The 15,197-nt window shown below is 62.3% G+C and carries 14 protein-coding genes, 1 tRNA gene and 1 pseudogene; 6 read left to right on the plus strand and 10 right to left on the minus strand.

Features of this window, described 5'->3' with window-relative positions:
* From KHC24_RS10930 to KHC24_RS10940, 3 genes are all read right to left on the minus strand, one after another.
* Window positions 1–150: ATP-binding cassette domain-containing protein (locus KHC24_RS10930; RefSeq protein ID WP_213363343.1), on the minus strand; the 150-nt coding region annotated here is incomplete at its 3' end.
* A 131-nt stretch (window positions 151–281) separates the two neighbouring features.
* The gene (locus KHC24_RS10935) at window positions 282–1,457 is read right to left on the minus strand and encodes an extracellular solute-binding protein (protein WP_271180555.1); all 1,176 of its coding nucleotides are present in this window, start codon (window positions 1,455–1,457) and stop codon (window positions 282–284) included.
* Between the two features lie 262 nt (window positions 1,458–1,719).
* Window positions 1,720–2,742, minus strand: a complete 1,023-nt coding sequence (locus KHC24_RS10940; protein ID WP_213363315.1) for a serine hydrolase domain-containing protein — start codon at window positions 2,740–2,742, stop codon at window positions 1,720–1,722.
* Between the two features lie 191 nt (window positions 2,743–2,933).
* Between KHC24_RS10940 and KHC24_RS10945 the strand changes: the two genes are divergently transcribed.
* A complete protein-coding gene (locus KHC24_RS10945; RefSeq protein WP_213363316.1) occupies window positions 2,934–3,656 on the plus strand; it encodes a DUF5343 domain-containing protein in 723 nt (240 codons plus the stop codon).
* Window positions 3,637–4,173 carry a TIGR02391 family protein gene (locus tag KHC24_RS10950; RefSeq protein WP_213363317.1) on the plus strand — a complete coding sequence of 179 codons (537 nt, stop codon included), beginning with the start codon at window positions 3,637–3,639 and terminating at the stop codon, window positions 4,171–4,173. Before KHC24_RS10945 ends, KHC24_RS10950 begins: the two co-directional genes overlap by 20 nt.
* 19 nt (window positions 4,174–4,192) lie before the next feature.
* Here the strand turns inward: KHC24_RS10950 and proB are convergent, their stop codons facing one another.
* The 5 genes from proB to rplU form a co-directional block, all read right to left on the minus strand.
* The gene (gene proB, locus KHC24_RS10955; protein ID WP_213363318.1) at window positions 4,193–5,365 is read right to left on the minus strand and encodes a glutamate 5-kinase; all 1,173 of its coding nucleotides are present in this window, start codon (window positions 5,363–5,365) and stop codon (window positions 4,193–4,195) included.
* A gap of 105 nt (window positions 5,366–5,470) precedes the next feature.
* Window positions 5,471–6,505, minus strand: coding sequence for a GTPase ObgE (gene obgE / locus KHC24_RS10960; RefSeq protein WP_213363319.1), 1,035 nt, complete (start codon window positions 6,503–6,505; stop codon window positions 5,471–5,473).
* Window positions 6,506–6,609: 104 nt separating this feature from the next.
* Window positions 6,610–7,257: a GNAT family N-acetyltransferase gene (locus KHC24_RS10965; RefSeq protein WP_213363320.1), complete on the minus strand. Its 648-nt coding sequence runs from the start codon at window positions 7,255–7,257 to the stop codon at window positions 6,610–6,612.
* Between the two features lie 139 nt (window positions 7,258–7,396).
* Window positions 7,397–7,666, minus strand: coding sequence for a 50S ribosomal protein L27 (gene rpmA, locus KHC24_RS10970; RefSeq protein WP_213363321.1), 270 nt, complete (start codon window positions 7,664–7,666; stop codon window positions 7,397–7,399).
* A 28-nt stretch (window positions 7,667–7,694) separates the two neighbouring features.
* Window positions 7,695–8,003, minus strand: coding sequence for a 50S ribosomal protein L21 (gene rplU / locus KHC24_RS10975; protein WP_213363322.1), 309 nt, complete (start codon window positions 8,001–8,003; stop codon window positions 7,695–7,697).
* 269 nt (window positions 8,004–8,272) lie between these two features.
* Here rplU and KHC24_RS10980 point away from each other — a divergent pair, with 269 nt between their 5' ends.
* Window positions 8,273–8,599 carry a hypothetical protein gene (locus tag KHC24_RS10980; protein WP_213363323.1) on the plus strand — a complete coding sequence of 109 codons (327 nt, stop codon included), beginning with the start codon at window positions 8,273–8,275 and terminating at the stop codon, window positions 8,597–8,599.
* Window positions 8,600–8,715: 116 nt separating this feature from the next.
* Window positions 8,716–8,805, plus strand: a tRNA-Ser gene (locus KHC24_RS10985).
* 268 nt (window positions 8,806–9,073) lie between these two features.
* Here KHC24_RS10985 and KHC24_RS10990 read toward each other — a convergent pair.
* Window positions 9,074–9,445 (minus strand): annotated as a pseudogene (locus tag KHC24_RS10990) (aldo/keto reductase); the annotation flags it as partial.
* A 292-nt stretch (window positions 9,446–9,737) separates the two neighbouring features.
* Between KHC24_RS10990 and KHC24_RS10995 the strand changes: the two are divergent.
* Both KHC24_RS10995 and KHC24_RS11000 read left to right on the plus strand, forming a co-directional pair.
* Complete coding sequence (locus KHC24_RS10995) at window positions 9,738–10,628, plus strand: LysR family transcriptional regulator (RefSeq protein WP_246546681.1); 891 nt, start codon at window positions 9,738–9,740, stop codon at window positions 10,626–10,628.
* 717 nt (window positions 10,629–11,345) lie between these two features.
* On the plus strand, window positions 11,346–14,156 hold the full coding sequence (locus KHC24_RS11000; RefSeq protein WP_271180556.1) for an ATP-binding protein: 2,811 nt from the start codon (window positions 11,346–11,348) through the stop codon (window positions 14,154–14,156).
* Here KHC24_RS11000 and KHC24_RS11005 read toward each other — a convergent pair whose 3' ends face one another.
* Entirely contained in the window at window positions 14,157–14,888 is a 732-nt protein-coding gene (locus KHC24_RS11005; protein ID WP_213363325.1) for a response regulator transcription factor, read from the minus strand.
* Window positions 14,889–15,197 lie beyond the last annotated feature (309 nt).

The raw sequence follows: 15,197 nt of genomic DNA on the forward strand, positions 1-15,197 counted from the left end.
AATGGCGCGCAGCAGCGTGGTCTTGCCGCATCCGGACGGGCCGAGGAAGGAGAAGAACTCCCCGGCTTCGATGGTGAGATTGGCGTCACGGACGGCGACGAAATCCCCGAACGTCACATTGACGCCGTCGAGCTCCACGGCTGCGGCCATAGGGTCTCCGGTCTGTTCTCGACTGACCGCCACACGGCGGAGAAGGGCGGCGGACGGAACGCGGGCGGCGAAGGCCGCCTCGCGCGGGAACCGGAGCCGACGGATCGGCTCCGGCAGCGTGCTTGGCGCGATCAGGCCGCCTTGAACTTCTCGGCGTACTGGGTGCGCAGCTCGGCGTACCACGACGGCTCCGGCGGGCGGCTCCACAGCTTGGAGAGCGCGTCGCCCGGATAGGCCTCGGAGAAGTTCTTCTTGGCAACCTCGGACAGAAAGGCATCGGAGCCCTTGACCACCGGATTATAGCCCGAGCCATCCGCCACCTGCGCCGACACTTCCGGCGAGTGGATGTAGTTCAGCCACTCATAGGCCTGGTCGATGTTCTTGGCGCCCTTGGTGATCGCCCAGCCGTCGACCCAGGTGATGGCGCCTTCCTGCGGCGCCATATAGGTGACCGGCTTGCCCTGCTTCTTCAGCGACAGCGGCGGGCCGTCCCAGGTCTGGCCGATGACGCAGCCATTCTCCATGAAGCCGGACTTGGTATTGTCCGACGAATCCCAGAACTGCTTGACCTGCGCCTTGTTCTCGATCGCATAGGCGAGGATGACGTCGTAGATCTTCTTCATCGTCTCCTCGTCCTTGAACGCATCCAGCATGCGGTTGGACGGGAGCTTGCCGGTGTGGTCCATCCACAGGCCGATGCCGAGCAGCAGCGAGTGCGGGCGGCCCTGCATCTTGCCCTTGAACTCCGGCGCCCACAGCGTGCCGTAGCTCAGCTTGTCATAGGTGAGGCCGGGCGCGAGATCGGTGCGCCAGGCGATCGCCTCCGAGCCCCAGCAATGCGGCACGTGATAGAGCTTGCCGTCCCAGGTCCACACGCTGGTGGAGGCTTCCAGCATCGAGGGCAGCAGGTTGTCGAGGTGCAGCTTGTTGGTGTCGAACGGCGCGAGGACGTCGAGTTCCTTGAACTGCGGCGCGCGGTCGCGGGTGGGCTCGCACAGGTCGAAGCCCTCGCCGGCGGTGGCCTGCAGCTTGTTGATCTGCTCCTCGTTCTGCGAGAACGGGGTGGTCTTCACCTTGATGCCGGTCTTCTTCTCGAAGTTCGGGATCACCGGGTTCGGCAGTTCGTCGTCCCAGTTGAGCAGGCTGAGTTCGCCGGAGGAGGAGAAGGCGTCCTTCACCAGCCACGGGCCGGAGGCGGCGACCGCGCCGGCGCCGAGCGCACCCTTCAGCAGGGTGCGCCGCGTGAAGCCCCGCGCGGCGAGAAGGGTCAGGTTCGTCGAGTTGCGAAGGTCAGTCTGCTTCGTCACGTCCTCGTCCTCGCTCTGGCGCCGCCTTGTGGCGGACTGGATGCGAGGTGGTGAGCAGGAAGCGTGCCACGGACACGGCCGGCGTCGAATCATCGCCGCCCGCCGGCAAAAACCGGGCCTCCGGCCGGAAAATCAAGCCTGCCTGATGTCGATTTCAGCAGATTCGCGCCGGTGCATGCACGCGAATTAAGCGCGAATTGAACAGCGACGAAATAATTTCGGTTTCGACCCCGGCCAAACCGCAAGCGGATTGAACGTGCATTCAACCCGCGCCGGCGGCCTCGATCAGCGTCGCGGCCAGGCGATGCAGGTCGTCGCGATGGCCGGAACGGCCGGCTGGGCTGTCGGTAGCCGAGGTCATGGCGAGGGTGAGGCCGCGCTCGGGCGCGATATAGAGCATCTGCCCGCCATAGCCCCAGGCATAGGCGACATCCGCCCCGCCCAGCCGGCGGCGAAACCAGCCATAGCCGTAGCCGTCGCCGGTGAAGCGCGACTGGGTGCGCACGCGCCAGCTCTCGTCGATCCAGGCCTGCGAGACGATGCGGGTGCCGTCCGCGGTGAGACCGCCGCGCCGGTAGAGCTCGCCGAAGGCCAGCAGCGAGGACGGCCGCATCGCCATCTGGTTGCCGCCGAAATAGATGCCCTGCGGGTCGCGGTCCCAGGAAGCGATTGCGAAACCCTCCACCGGGCCGAGCCAGTCGCGCGCCAGCGCCAGCGCCGGACGCCCGGTCTTGCGCGTCAGTATGGCGGAGAGCAGATGCGTCGAGCCGGTGGAATACAGCATCAAGCCGCCGGGCTCGGCCTCGAATTCTTCCGCCAGCGCGGCGCGCACCCAGTTGCCTGATGCGATCCAGCGCCCGTAATTCGGCCCGGAGGTGCGCGCCAGCCCCGCCTGCATGGACAGCAGATTGCCGATGGTGACCTTGGCGAGGCGCGGATCGGGATCATCAGGCAGATCGCGCGCCAGCAGCGGCGCGATGGGCTGGTCGGGGCCTTCAAGCACGCCCTTGTCGATGGCGATGCCGACAAGGGCCGACATCACCGATTTCGAGGCGGATTTGATATTCGCGGGGGCGGTGAGGCTGGCGCCGTTATAGGCGCGGGCAGCGGCGAACTGGTTGTTGTGCGCGACGTGGGCCGTGCGCAACGGGGCGAGCGACGAGGCGGAGTCGAGGGCGGGGGTGAAGGGGGAGGATGCGGGCGGCGTGGGTGCGGGCTGCGCCGGGGTGGGGCGCGGCGTGAGGAGGAGGACCGGGGCGGCGAGAAGCAGGGTGCGGCGGTTCATGCCGGGGAGGATAGGGCGACCAGGAGAGCGAGGTGGTCACGATGAAGGGAGAACCACATGGGAGGGCAACTCACAACCAAGAAACCATCAAAGACTGACGTCACCCTCGCCTCTAGTAGGCGCGCCTCCGATGGAAATTTCCTTCTACAAAACTATCGTTCAAACCCTTCTCTCTTATGGCATCTCAACTGATGGCACTTGACGGCTATTGGATTTTCAGCCACTTTTTAGAACAGGAGGTGAACATGGCCGACAAATCAGGTTATCCGCAAATCCCTAGCACAGTTTGGTGGGGCGTTCGAAGCATTCTAGATCGCTCACCTAAAATGACAATCAACGAACGCACCCTTGGCGTTGAACTGAATGTTCAGGAAGCCGCCGCTCGGCAGTACGTAGCGGAACTAAGGAAAGTCGGTCTATTAAACGACGACGGCAAGGCAACCCCGCTTGCTGAAAAGTGGCGCCATGACGATACCTATGGCGAAGCGGTCGATGAGATACTCAGGAACGCCTACCCCGAAGGCCTGATAGGAGTTGCGCCTCGGGGATATGCCGACCGCCAGAAAGTTGTCTCGTGGTTTACTCGCGAGGGATTAGGCAGCGGAACGGCGGGCAACAAAGCAGCAACCTACTTGCTTATCAGCAGCGCGTCTCCTAGTGAGTCGCCCAATCGTGGCTCACAGATGCCACAGAAACCATCGCCATCTCGAGAGACCGCTCCGAAGAAGGCCACCTCCCGGCAACCGACACGACAGGATATACCGAATGGGCAAAAGAGTGGCTCATCAGGCTCCGCGATGATGCCACTAAACATCAATGTTCAAATCCATATCAGCGCCGAAGCAACAACAGATCAGATTGAAACGATCTTCTCCGCCATGAGGCGCTACCTATATGACGGCTCCGTTACTTGATCGTCTCAAGAAATTTCACGAATTTGCTCTCGAGATTGGCCTAGCTCGAGCTGTATTAGCGCTGCCTGCTCCCAGAATGCTCGCCTTATCCGCCCCCTCTACAGAGGGCGGCAGCGCCGTATTCGCGAAGACAATTACAGAACCTGAGATAAACAATGTAAGTCGCGACTTATTTGCCTCGGGGCATTATTCTCTTGCGGTACAGGAAGCTTACAAAGCTATAGAAAAATTCATCCAAGAAAAAACAAAATCTACTGGACTAAGCGGAACGCAGCTTATGCAGAACGTTTTCAGTGTAAGCTCACCTAAACTTGCTTGGTCAAAGAGATCTATCCCTTCTCAAGAGGACGAACATAAGGGATATCAGTTTCTTTATTCAGGCGCGATGCTTGGAATAAGAAATCCTGTAGTTCATGAATTCAATTGGATAGACAATGAAGAGGTGGCGCTTGAATTACTACTTTTTGCGCAACACCTATTAAGGAAGGCTAAGGCCGCAAAAACGGTCGAAGAATAGTTTGCCTGAGCGAGCGTCCTCACCCACCCCCGCCCAGAACCAGATCATCCCGGTGCACCATCGCGCTCCTGCCCTCGAACCCGGTGATCCCCGCGATCTCGTCGGACGACCTGCCCTTCAGCCGCTCGGCATGGTCGTGGTCATAGGCTACCAGCCCGCGGCCGATCTCGGCGCCGTCGGGGCCGCGCAGGATCACCGCGTCGCCGCGGGTGAACTCGCCTTCCACCTTTTTCACCCCCGCCGGCAGCAGCGACGAGCCGCGCCGCAGCGCCGCCACCGCGCCAGCATCGAGATGCAGCACCCCGCGCGGCTCCAGCGAGCCGGCGATCCAGCGCTTGCGCGACGCCACCGGGTTGGCCGGGGCGAGGAACCAGGTGCAGCGCGCCCCCTGCTCGATAGCGCGGATCGGGTTCTTCACCTTGCCCGAGCCGATCACCATGTGCGCGCCCGCCGTGGTGGCGATCTTGCCGGCCTCGATCTTGGTCTTCATGCCGCCGCGCGACAATTCGGTGCCGGCGCCACCGGCCACCGCTTCGATCTCGGCGCTGATGCGCGGCACCACCGGGATCAGCTGCGCATCGGGATCGTCATTGGGCGGCGCGGTATACAGGCCGTCAATATCGGAGAGCAGGATCAAGAGGTCGGCGCTCGCCATGCCGGCGACGCGGGCGGCGAGCCGGTCATTGTCGCCATAGCGGATCTCCGAGGTGGCGACGGTGTCGTTCTCGTTGATCACCGGCACCGCCTTCAGCTCCAAGAGCTTGCTGATGGTGGAGCGGGCGTTGAGATAGCGGCGGCGCTCCTCGGTATCGCCCAGCGTCAGCAGGATCTGCCCGGCGGTGACGCCCTCATGCGCCAGCGCCTCCGACCAGGAGCGGGAAAGCGCGATCTGGCCGATGGCGGCCGCTGCCTGGCTCTCCTCCAGCTTCAGCGGGCGCTTGGGCATTTTCAGCAGGTTGCGGCCGAGCGCGATGGCGCCGGAGGACACCACCAGCACCTCCTTGCCGTCGCGATGCAGCGCCGCGACATCTTCCGCCAGCGCCGCCAGCCAGGCATGGCGCAGCTGGCCGCGGGCGGAATCCACCAGCAGCGCCGAGCCGACCTTCACCACGATGCGGCGGAAGGAAGCGATCTGCGGCACCGCCGTCAGGCTGGCGGCGGAAGCGGAGGCGGCGGTCGAATCAGTGGACATGATGGCTCTCGAAGGCGGGCGGCGGAGAGGACGGGCGGGCTTATAGGCCAAAGGCCGCCCGCCGTCTCGACCGCAGGCAGCTTCAGAGCCTTGCAGCGGCGAGCGTCACGGTCGCCACGTTTCCTGCACCTCGCGCGCCTCGTCCTCGCTGCGGCTGCCGTCGATGACAAAGGCCAGCGCGCGCAGCGCCTGCGTCACCCCCTCGCCCGACTGGGCGGAGAGCACCAGCGGCTTCTTGCGCGCGGCGCGCTGCAGGCGGGCCACCTGCTGCTTCAACTGCTCCGGGTCGAGCGCGTCGGCCTTGGACAGCGCGACGATTTCCGGCTTGTCCTCCAGCCCGGCGCCATAGGCCTCGAGCTCGTGGCGCACCGTCTTGTAGGTCTTGCCAGCATGTTCGGAGGTGCCGTCGACGAGGTGCAGCAGCACCCGGCAGCGCTCGATATGGGCGAGGAAGCGGTCGCCGATGCCCACCCCCTCATGCGCGCCCTCGATCAGGCCGGGAATGTCGGCCAGCACGAATTCGCGCCCATCCACCCGCACCACGCCGAGGCCGGGATGCAGGGTGGTGAAGGGATAGTCGGCGATCTTGGGCTTCGCCGCGGTGGTGGCGGCAAGAAAGGTCGACTTGCCGGCATTGGGCAGGCCGACGAGGCCGGCGTCCGCGATCAGCTTCAGCCGCAGCCAGATCCACCGCTCCTCGCCCTCCTGGCCGGGATTGGCCCGACGCGGCGCCTGGTTGGTGGAGGTCTGGAAATGCGCGTTGCCGAAGCCGCCATTGCCGCCCTTGAGAAACCGCACCTTCTGGCCGACCTCGGTGAGATCGGCGATCACGGTCTCGCCCTCCTCGTCCAGCACCTCGGTGCCGGCCGGCACCTTCAGCACCACGTCGTCGCCCTTGCCGCCGGCGCGGTTCTTGCCCATGCCGTAGCCGCCCTTCTTGGCCTTGAAGTGCTGCTGGAAACGGTAGTCGATCAGCGTGTTGAGCCCGTCGACGCATTCGATCCACACGTCGCCGCCGCGCCCGCCGTCACCGCCATCCGGGCCGCCGAACTCGATGAACTTCTCCCGCCGGAACGACAGGCAGCCCGCGCCGCCATCGCCGGAGCGGACATAGATCTTGGCCTGGTCGAGGAATTTCATGACGTTACAGCTCGGCGGATCAGATTCGGAAAAACTCTCCCCGCGCCGGGGAACCGGTGCGGGGAGAGCGCTATGATAGCAAATCGCGGGCGCGATGCCGCGCTTCAATGCTTTATTTGTAGGTGCCGCGTCGGCGAGGCCGTGGCGCCCCAGGAGCGCAGCGAAGCCCAGAGCCGCTTCTCGAGGCGGAACCGATCGACGGGAACCGAGGCCCCGATCGCGCGCACCCGCGTGAGCCCGACACCCGTCCACTGGAAGCCGCACTTCTCCAGCACCCGCCGCGACGACGGATTGACCACCCGCGCCGCCGCATTGAGCGCCGGCAGGTTGCGGTCCTCGAAGGCATGGTCGATCAGCGCCCGCACCGCCTCGGTGGCATAGCCGAGGCCCCAATAGGGCTCGCCCAGCCAGTAGCCGATCTCCGGCGCCACCTCGTCGCGCGGGGCGAAGCCGCACATGCCGACGGGAATCGACGGACCGAGCGGGCTGAAGCCGTCATTCTTCATGAACACCGCGAAGGTCGCGCAATCCGGCCCGACCGGCAGATTGGCGACGAACGCCGCGGCATCCGCCATTCCATAGGGATGTGGAATGTTGGAGGTCATCTCGGCGATCCGCCGGTTATCGGCGAGCTCGGCGATCCAGGCCATGTCCTCGATTCGCGGGGCGCGCAGAAACAGGCGTCCGGTTTCGAGGACGGGGGTACTGCTCTCGGCAACGGCCGACCCTAAGGTCGCTTCGACGATGGTCATGGCAGGCTCCTGGTGCGTGGAACGACGAAGGGGAGGCGGTCTTCTCGCCTCCCCTTCGGGCACCCGGAGCATTGTCGGTGGCTCCAGAAATCCTACCGGTCGGGCGAGACCGGTGGGATTTCAAGAAACCTCACCGGCTTTATTCGGCGGCCTCGGCGGCCGGAATCACGGATACGTAGGTTCGGGAATTGGCTTTATTGCGGAACTCGACGCGGCCTTCGGTGAGGGCGAAAAGGGTGTGATCCTTGCCCATGCCGACATTGGTGCCGGGATGCCACTTGGTGCCGCGCTGACGCAGAATGATGTTGCCGGAAATGACGGCTTCGCCACCGAACTTTTTCACGCCGAGACGACGACCAGCCGAATCACGACCGTTGCGCGACGAACCGCCTGCCTTTTTATGAGCCATGGTGCTCTCCTATTCTCTCGCTGCGGTCTCAGGCGCCGATGATGGACGTGATGCGGACCACGGTGAAGTCCTGCCGGTGGCCGATCTTGCGGCGCGAATTCTGCCGGCGGCGCTTCTTGAAGGCAATGACCTTGTCGCCACGGGTGTGGCGGACCACTTCACCGGTGACGGACGCACCATCGACCAGCGGAGCGCCGACCTTCGGGGCTTCGCCGCCGAGCATCAGCACCGGGAAGGTGACGGTGGCGCCGGCTTCGGCTTCGATCTTGCCGAGGGTGATGACCTCGTCGGCGGCAACGCGATACTGCTTGCCACCCGTCTTAATGACCGCGAACATGTTATGTCCTTTCGTTCGAGCCCGGTCTCCACGCAGCGCGCGTGACCGGCTTCTTTCGGTCGGTTGCGGATCGGCACGGACGGTTTCCGCGCCAAGGCAGCGCCTATAGGGGCTCGGCCTCGTGGAGTCAAGGTTTTCCGCCCGGCCGAGAAGCCGCAAAGGATGCCGGCGCCCCGCGCTTGCCCGGATGATCTGAACCTTCGCCGCGTTGCGGCGTTATCCGGCCGAATGGGGGTCGGCGCTCCGGCCTTTAAACCAGCGAGGACGAGATGAACAGGAATCGGATCACCGGTGCGGCCCGCGATCTGGCTGATGAAGTCGGCGGCAGGCTGCGCAGCGTCGCCGGCGGCGCCCGCCGCCAGTCCGCCGCCCAGTTCGACGATCTCTATGACGATGCGGTCGCGATCGGCGAGCGCACGCGCGGGCAGGCGGTGGATCTCGCCGACGAAGCCCTCACCTTTGGTCGCCAGGCCTATGGCCGCGGCATGCAGGAACTGACCCACCATGCCGGCCGGCATCCGGTGGCGCTGATCCTTGCCGCCGGCATCGCCGGGGCGGCGCTTGCCTGGCTGTGCAGCTCGGCTGCGCGCCGCTAGGCCTACTCATCCACCGATCCGACGGCAGAGATCGGTCAGGCTCTTGTGCCAGACCGACTCCTCGGTTATTGAGCCTGCGCTCCATGACGCGGCGCCCGCCGCCGCGTCTCGTGCGCGGAGAGGTGCCGGAGTGGTCGATCGGGACGGTCTCGAAAACCGTTGTGCGTGCAAGCGTACCGTGGGTTCGAATCCCACCCTCTCCGCCAATTTATTTCGTTAAACGACTGATTTTGCAACGCTTTTGGCGCCACTGCCGCCACAAAAGCGCCATTTCACCCCACATTTTTGAGCCATTGTCGGGGCTTTGACATTCGAATGATGCCCTGTCGTGGGTCGATCTTGATCGACAACAGGTCCGTGTCTCGTAGCGCCAAAAATAGACTTCGCCGGCACCGGCACAAGCGGACCTTCAACAAGGGCCGGACCTCCCACCGTGCACGTCGATCAGCTGTGGCTATAAGTCCCAGTTTTTCAAGGGTCGACGCGGTGCTGATAGTAGAGGTCGATGTGGTCGGTGCGTAGTCGCTTGAGGGATTCCTCGACGACCTTGCGGATATGTTCGGGCCGGCTGTTCAGGGCAATCGTGCCGTCGATCGCGAAGCCGAACTTTGTAGCGATCTTGACCTGATTGCGGATCGGCTGAAGCGCTTCGCCGACCAGCTCTTCATTGATGTAGGGGCCGTACACCTCGGCGGTGTCGAAGAAGGTCACGCCATTCTCGAAGGCGGCACGGAGCGTCTTCACACCCTGCTCATTTGGGACGGGAGGGTTGTAGTTGCCGCTTTGGTTCATGCATCCGAAGCCAAGCTCCGAGACTTCCATGTTCCCGATTTTTCTTGTTTTCATTGTCGTGCCTCCTAATGATTTAATCGTAACTGGCTGAGCGTGAGCCGATCCACCCATAATAAATGGGCTTATAGTCGCCGCGGCTCCAAGCAATACTGATGATTTAAGGAACTGACGGCGGTCATTTGCGTGATTTATAAACGAATTATTCTTGTTCATGATTGCCGTTTTCCCTGTCGAGCTTGATATATTGGCCTTTCAGCCTCCATTTAATGCTATCAATCTACCACTGGCGCGCCCATACGATTAGATGCTATAATGGTCTTGTAGCTATAACTGTAGATTATAAATAATGCGACGGACCGTTGATGATCTGATCGCCTTTCTGACCGTCGCGCGGGAGCAAAGCTTCACGCGTGCGGCCGCTCGGCTGGGCATTTCACAGCCTGCGCTCAGCAAGACGATCCGGATGTTGGAGCATCGACTGGGTGTGCGGTTGCTTACCCGCACAACCCGCAGCGTTTCGACGACGGAGGCCGGCGAGCGCCTGCTCCTGACGATCGGCCCGCATTTCGATGGCATTGAAGCTGGACTGGCAGCCCTCGGGGAACTTCGCGATCGGCCGGCTGGCCATTTGCGGATTACATCGGTCGAGCATGCTTCGCAGATGATCCTGGCGCCGGCTCTGGCGAAGCTGCTTCCTGACTATCCCGACATCTCGGTCGAGATCATCAACGAGTACGGTCTGACAGACATCGTGGCGGACCGCTTTGATGCGGGCATTCGGCTTGGCGAACAGGTCGCACAGGACATGGTTGCCGTTCGCATCAGCCCCGATTTTGGGATGGCGGTGGTGGGATCGCCGTCTTACTTCGAGGGGCGCACGCGGCCGGACACGCCGCAAGACCTAACGAGCCATATCTGTATCGGCTTGCGCCTGCCGACCTCGGGAGGGCTCTGGTCATGGCCGTTCGCTAAAGACGAGCGTGAGATCAAGGTGCGACCGCAGGGGCAAATGTCGTTCAACACAATCACCCTTGCCTTGGATATGGCGTTGGCGGGTCTGGGCCTTGCCTATCTTCCGGATAATGTTGTCAGCCACCACATTGCTAGCGGTCGCCTGAAACAGGTTTTAGCCGACTGGTCGCCCCCTGCCTCCGGCTATCACCTCTATTATCCAAGCCGCCGTCAGCCCACGCCTGCCTTTGCGCTCTTGGTGGATGCTGTTCGGTATCGCGCATAATCAAAGTCAGCTCCGACCCGCGCAAGCAATCTTGGCAAAGGCGCCCGGAGGGAATGTCGGCTTTGGGGGCGCAAACGTGCCTACGTGCCGTGCCTCGCTAATGTCGGCTTTTTGGCCGCGACCGTTACCGGATCAATGACTGAGAAGGCGGCGCAAAGCAGACGTCGCTGCAAGGGCAATCAAGTGGCAGGTATTGGGTAAACACTGGCCACTTGGCGCTTGGCGACGGTGCCACGCCTCATAGCAGTTGCGCCGAAAAACAGGTGTTTTTCGGCGGTTAGTGGCTCGCCCGGTGATGAGCGCATTGCTAGCTTGGATCTGTATACGAAAAACCCGGTCGCATTGTTGAAGTGACCAAAAAGTCCGGCCACTACGTTTTCGGTTACGATTTATCGCTCGTCATCGAACGCGACAGCACTATCGCATGCGCCACGCAATAAGCCATTCGAAGCTCCGCTTTCTGGCGACCTGCAGCGACGCCCGTAACGGTTGTGGCGTGAGGTAAGGGTTGTCCAACCAGCACATCAAGTGGTGGCAGGTCAGCGGGAAACCGCGGTCCCGCTTTGCAGCACACGGTGGACAATCTGAAACTTTGTGAATTATTCTGAAATGGCTCCCGCAGCCTAAGGTTCGACTCCGTTGGATAGCGCTCGGCCCATCTATGCGTTAGGCGAGTGCGAGATAGATCTCAGCCGGAGGGAGCTCCGGGTAGGCGGAGTGACGGCGCCGCTCGGCAGTCGAGCATTTGAGATCCTCGAGGTTCTGAGCGAGGCGGATGGCGAGCTCGTCACCAAAGATCGATTGCTGGATGGTGTCTGGGGTGGCGCGACGGTCAGCGAGAACCTGCTGCAGGTCCACATTTCGGCTATCAGAAAAGCGCTCGGTCCCCACAGGTCGTTGCTCAAGACGCAGTCGGGGCGCGGATATCGCCTGCTGGGTGACTGGGGGGTCGAAGTCGAGCCGGCCGCCCAGCAGCCGCTCTCCTCCCGGAGCAAATCCCCGCCCGAAACGCCTGTCGGGCCGCGATCCAATCTCCCCCTCCTCGTGACGGATCTGATCGGCCGCGAAGCGGCATTGTCGCATTTATACGGTCTGCTCTCGGCATACCGGATCGTTACGCTGAGCGGCGCCGGCGGGATCGGCAAGACGACGCTCGCACTGCATGCCGCGCGTGAGGTGCTGCCGGACTATGTGGGCGGGGTCTGGTTCGTCGAACTAGCCTCGCTGTCGGATCCAAATCTCGTTCCGTCGACCGTCGCCTCTGCGCTCGGGCTCAAGCTGGGGGATGCCAATTCGACCGAGGCGATCGCCCGGTCGATCGGCACCGCAAAGCTTCTCCTCCTTATCGACAATTGCGAGCACGTCATCGACGCCGTTTCGAAATTTGCCGAGACGCTCGTGCGTCAATGTCCAGGACTGACCATCCTCACGACAACCCGCGAGGTATTGCGGATCGGCGGCGAGTATGTCTACCGCGTGCCGTCGCTGGATGTCCCGGACGTCGGACAAACCGAGGTGGATCAACTCCGTTCACACAGTGCCGTCGCGTTGTTCATCGCGAGAACGGAGGTTCTTGACCCGATTATATTGCCGCAGAACGAAGATCTTCCCAAGATCGCCTCGATCTGCCGGCATCTTGACGGCATGCCTCTGGCGATCGAGTTCGCCGCCGCGCGTGCTGCCACGCTGGGGATCACCGCCGTCCAGGCCGAGCTCGGGAATCGGTTCGCCCTTCTGACGACGGGGCGACGTACTGCGGTCCCGCGCCACAAGACACTGCGGGCGACGCTCGACTGGAGTTATGAACTGCTTCCGGCGGAAGAACGTCGGCTGCTCCGGAGCCTGTCGGTCATTTCCGGCACGTTCGGGCTTTCGGCAGCGCAGGCCTTGGTCGAGAGCGACCGGAAGGGTGGAGATCTGACCGTGGCCGAGCATCTCGCCAACCTCGTCGACAAGTCACTCATCGTAGCGGACCGGACCGATGCCGGGCGATGGAGGCTTCTCGAAACAACCCGCGCCTATGCAGCCGACAAGCTTGCGGAAATTGACGAGGCGGAGCGGGTCGCACGACGTCATGCCGAATTTTTTCTCGAGGTGTTTTCGCCTTTCGCTCTGGAAAGTCGACTGCAAGCTGCCATCGACGAATTGCATCTCTACCGCCGGGAAGTCGACAATCTGCGCGGCGCGTTGACCTGGGCGTTCTCTGAGACGGGCGACCGCGCCATCGGTATCCGGCTCGCCGCAGCTTCCTGCGACTTCTGGATCGCGGAATCTCTGATCGCCGAATGTCGCGACTGGAGCGGCAAGGCATTGTCACAGCTCGGCAAAGCGGCCGGATCCCGTGACGAGATGATACTGCAATGCGCCCACGGGCGGACCTTGTTGTACACCAAGGGGATGATCGGGGCTTCGCTCGTCGCCCTCACAAAGGGCCTCAGGCTTTCCGAGGGACTCGACGACCCCGATTACCAGCAGCGCGCGAGCATGGACATCTGGCTGTTCAAGTCACGCTCCGCCTTGCTGGGCGAGGCCCTGGACGCGGCGCGCCGACTGGAAGAGATGACGCGCGATCGTGAAATCCAGTTCAGCGCAGCCGCCGACTGGATCGTCGGTATCTCCCTGACCTATCTGGCGGCGCATTGTGAGGCCACCGTACGGCTGCAGCGGGCCATCGCCATCTATCCCGTCGAACGGCGGGAGAAAGACCTCATCCGGCTCGGCTCCGATCTTCGAGCCTCCGCGGCTGGTCATCTTACCGTCAATCTGGTGTCGATGGGGGAACTTGATAAGGCGGCTCAATCTGCGATGCGTGCCGTCGCCGAAGCGCGGGAGACGAAGCATGCGACGGCTCTCTGCATCGCGCTTGTCTGGGCCGGATTCACTTTCCTGAGCCTCGGAAATCTGAACCTTTCCGAGCAGATCGGAGAAGAGCTCATCGAGCATGCCTACAAGCATGGCATGCAACCGTTTCATGCGGCGGGCATGTGCATAAGGGGTAGCGTACTGGCGAGGCGCGGCGAGCCCGCCGCGGCGATTTCGCCGCTGCGAACCGGGCTCGCGGGGATGCAGGAGGCCTCCTATCTGCTGTTCTATCCCTTCTTCATGGTGGAACTCGCCCAAGCCCTCGTCGCGAACGGCAGCCTTGAGGAAGCGGTGGCGGAAATCGACAGATCGTTGACCATTGCTACGAATATTGACTATCGATGGCTCATCCCGGAAATAAAGAGAAATAAAGCAGAAATCGTCGCGAGGCTACACGTCGACGATACGTCCGAAGCTGAACAGTTGTTGTCCGAGGCGCTATCGCAGGCCCACGCGCAAGGGGGCACGTATTGGGCGATGTGTGCCTCTATCTCTTACGCGGAGCTACTGCTCAATCGCGGTGATCACGAGGATGCGCGTGCTCTCGTGACACCCCAACTCGATCGTTTCGCGACAGGCGTCGCAACTCCAATGACCACACGAGCCGAAAGTCTGATGGCCAAGCTGAACGAATTGACGGATCCGGCCAGCAGCCCGTCGAACTGATCAGCGAGCGACCTGGCCGGCGAATTTCATGGTCGGGCCGGCGCTTCCATCATCAATATTGGTGGTTCTGCGCGCGATGGTGTCCGCGATACGTGTCAGCTCTGGCAATGAGGTCACATTCAGCTTTCGCATAACCCTGCCGCGATGTGCCTTTACTGTTATCTCGCTGATCCCGAGAGTGAAGGCGACCTGCTTGTTCATCTTGCCTTTGACGATCTGCTCCATGACCTGCCGTTCGCGTGTGCTGAGCGTCTCGTACTGCCGCGTCAGATTGTTGAAATGCTGTTGCGTCTTGCACCACAACCGGTCGCGATCGAGGGCAGTGTCGATGGCCTCTAGAAGGTCGAGGTCCTGATAGGGCTGGCAAAAGAAATCGAAGGCACCGCCTTTCATCGCCTCCACCGAGGTGGCGACGTCCGCCGACTCGGCGACGAAAATGATCGGGATCGGGTTTTCCGCTGCGTTGAGTTGCCTGAGGAACTTCAATCCGTAGCGGCCGTGGGAAAGGGCGAGGACGAGGCAGATCGGTGTCTCAGGCCGTTTGAAGGCGAGTTGATCGGGAAACGCGGGCGATACGTCGAGTAAAGCGTCCAGTACCTGTACGTCCCGGCGTAGCGAGGCCCAACGATCTTCATCGTCATCGACAACCAGAACCCGAGCCCTCGACTCGCATTCTCGACGAAGCGAGCTCGATCTCGCAGAAATATTGTGTGAGTGGATGATAAGTGGCATGCGACCTCCCTGCTAAACGACATATGCGATTTTCAGGTCCGTGATCGTAGGCGTGCGCACCACCGATGAGTGGCGTGAGGACGATACGTTCGCGCGGCTGAATTATCTTTGGGGAAGGTCTGAAATTTGCTGAACGACACCTGAGGCCGGGTTTCGCAACGATGCGGCGTCGCGATTTCCGCCGGCCGAGTATTCCCGCTGCTGGGCACGCAGCGATCTCGCCGAGCGACACCAAAGTATCATCGATACCAAGGTGCCAGTGCTTTTCCACGATGGCCGCCGCGTAATGTCCGCGATTTCAACCGCGCC

It is taken from the genome of Ancylobacter defluvii (assembly GCF_018390605.1).
GTDB lineage: Bacteria > Pseudomonadota > Alphaproteobacteria > Rhizobiales > Xanthobacteraceae > Ancylobacter > Ancylobacter defluvii.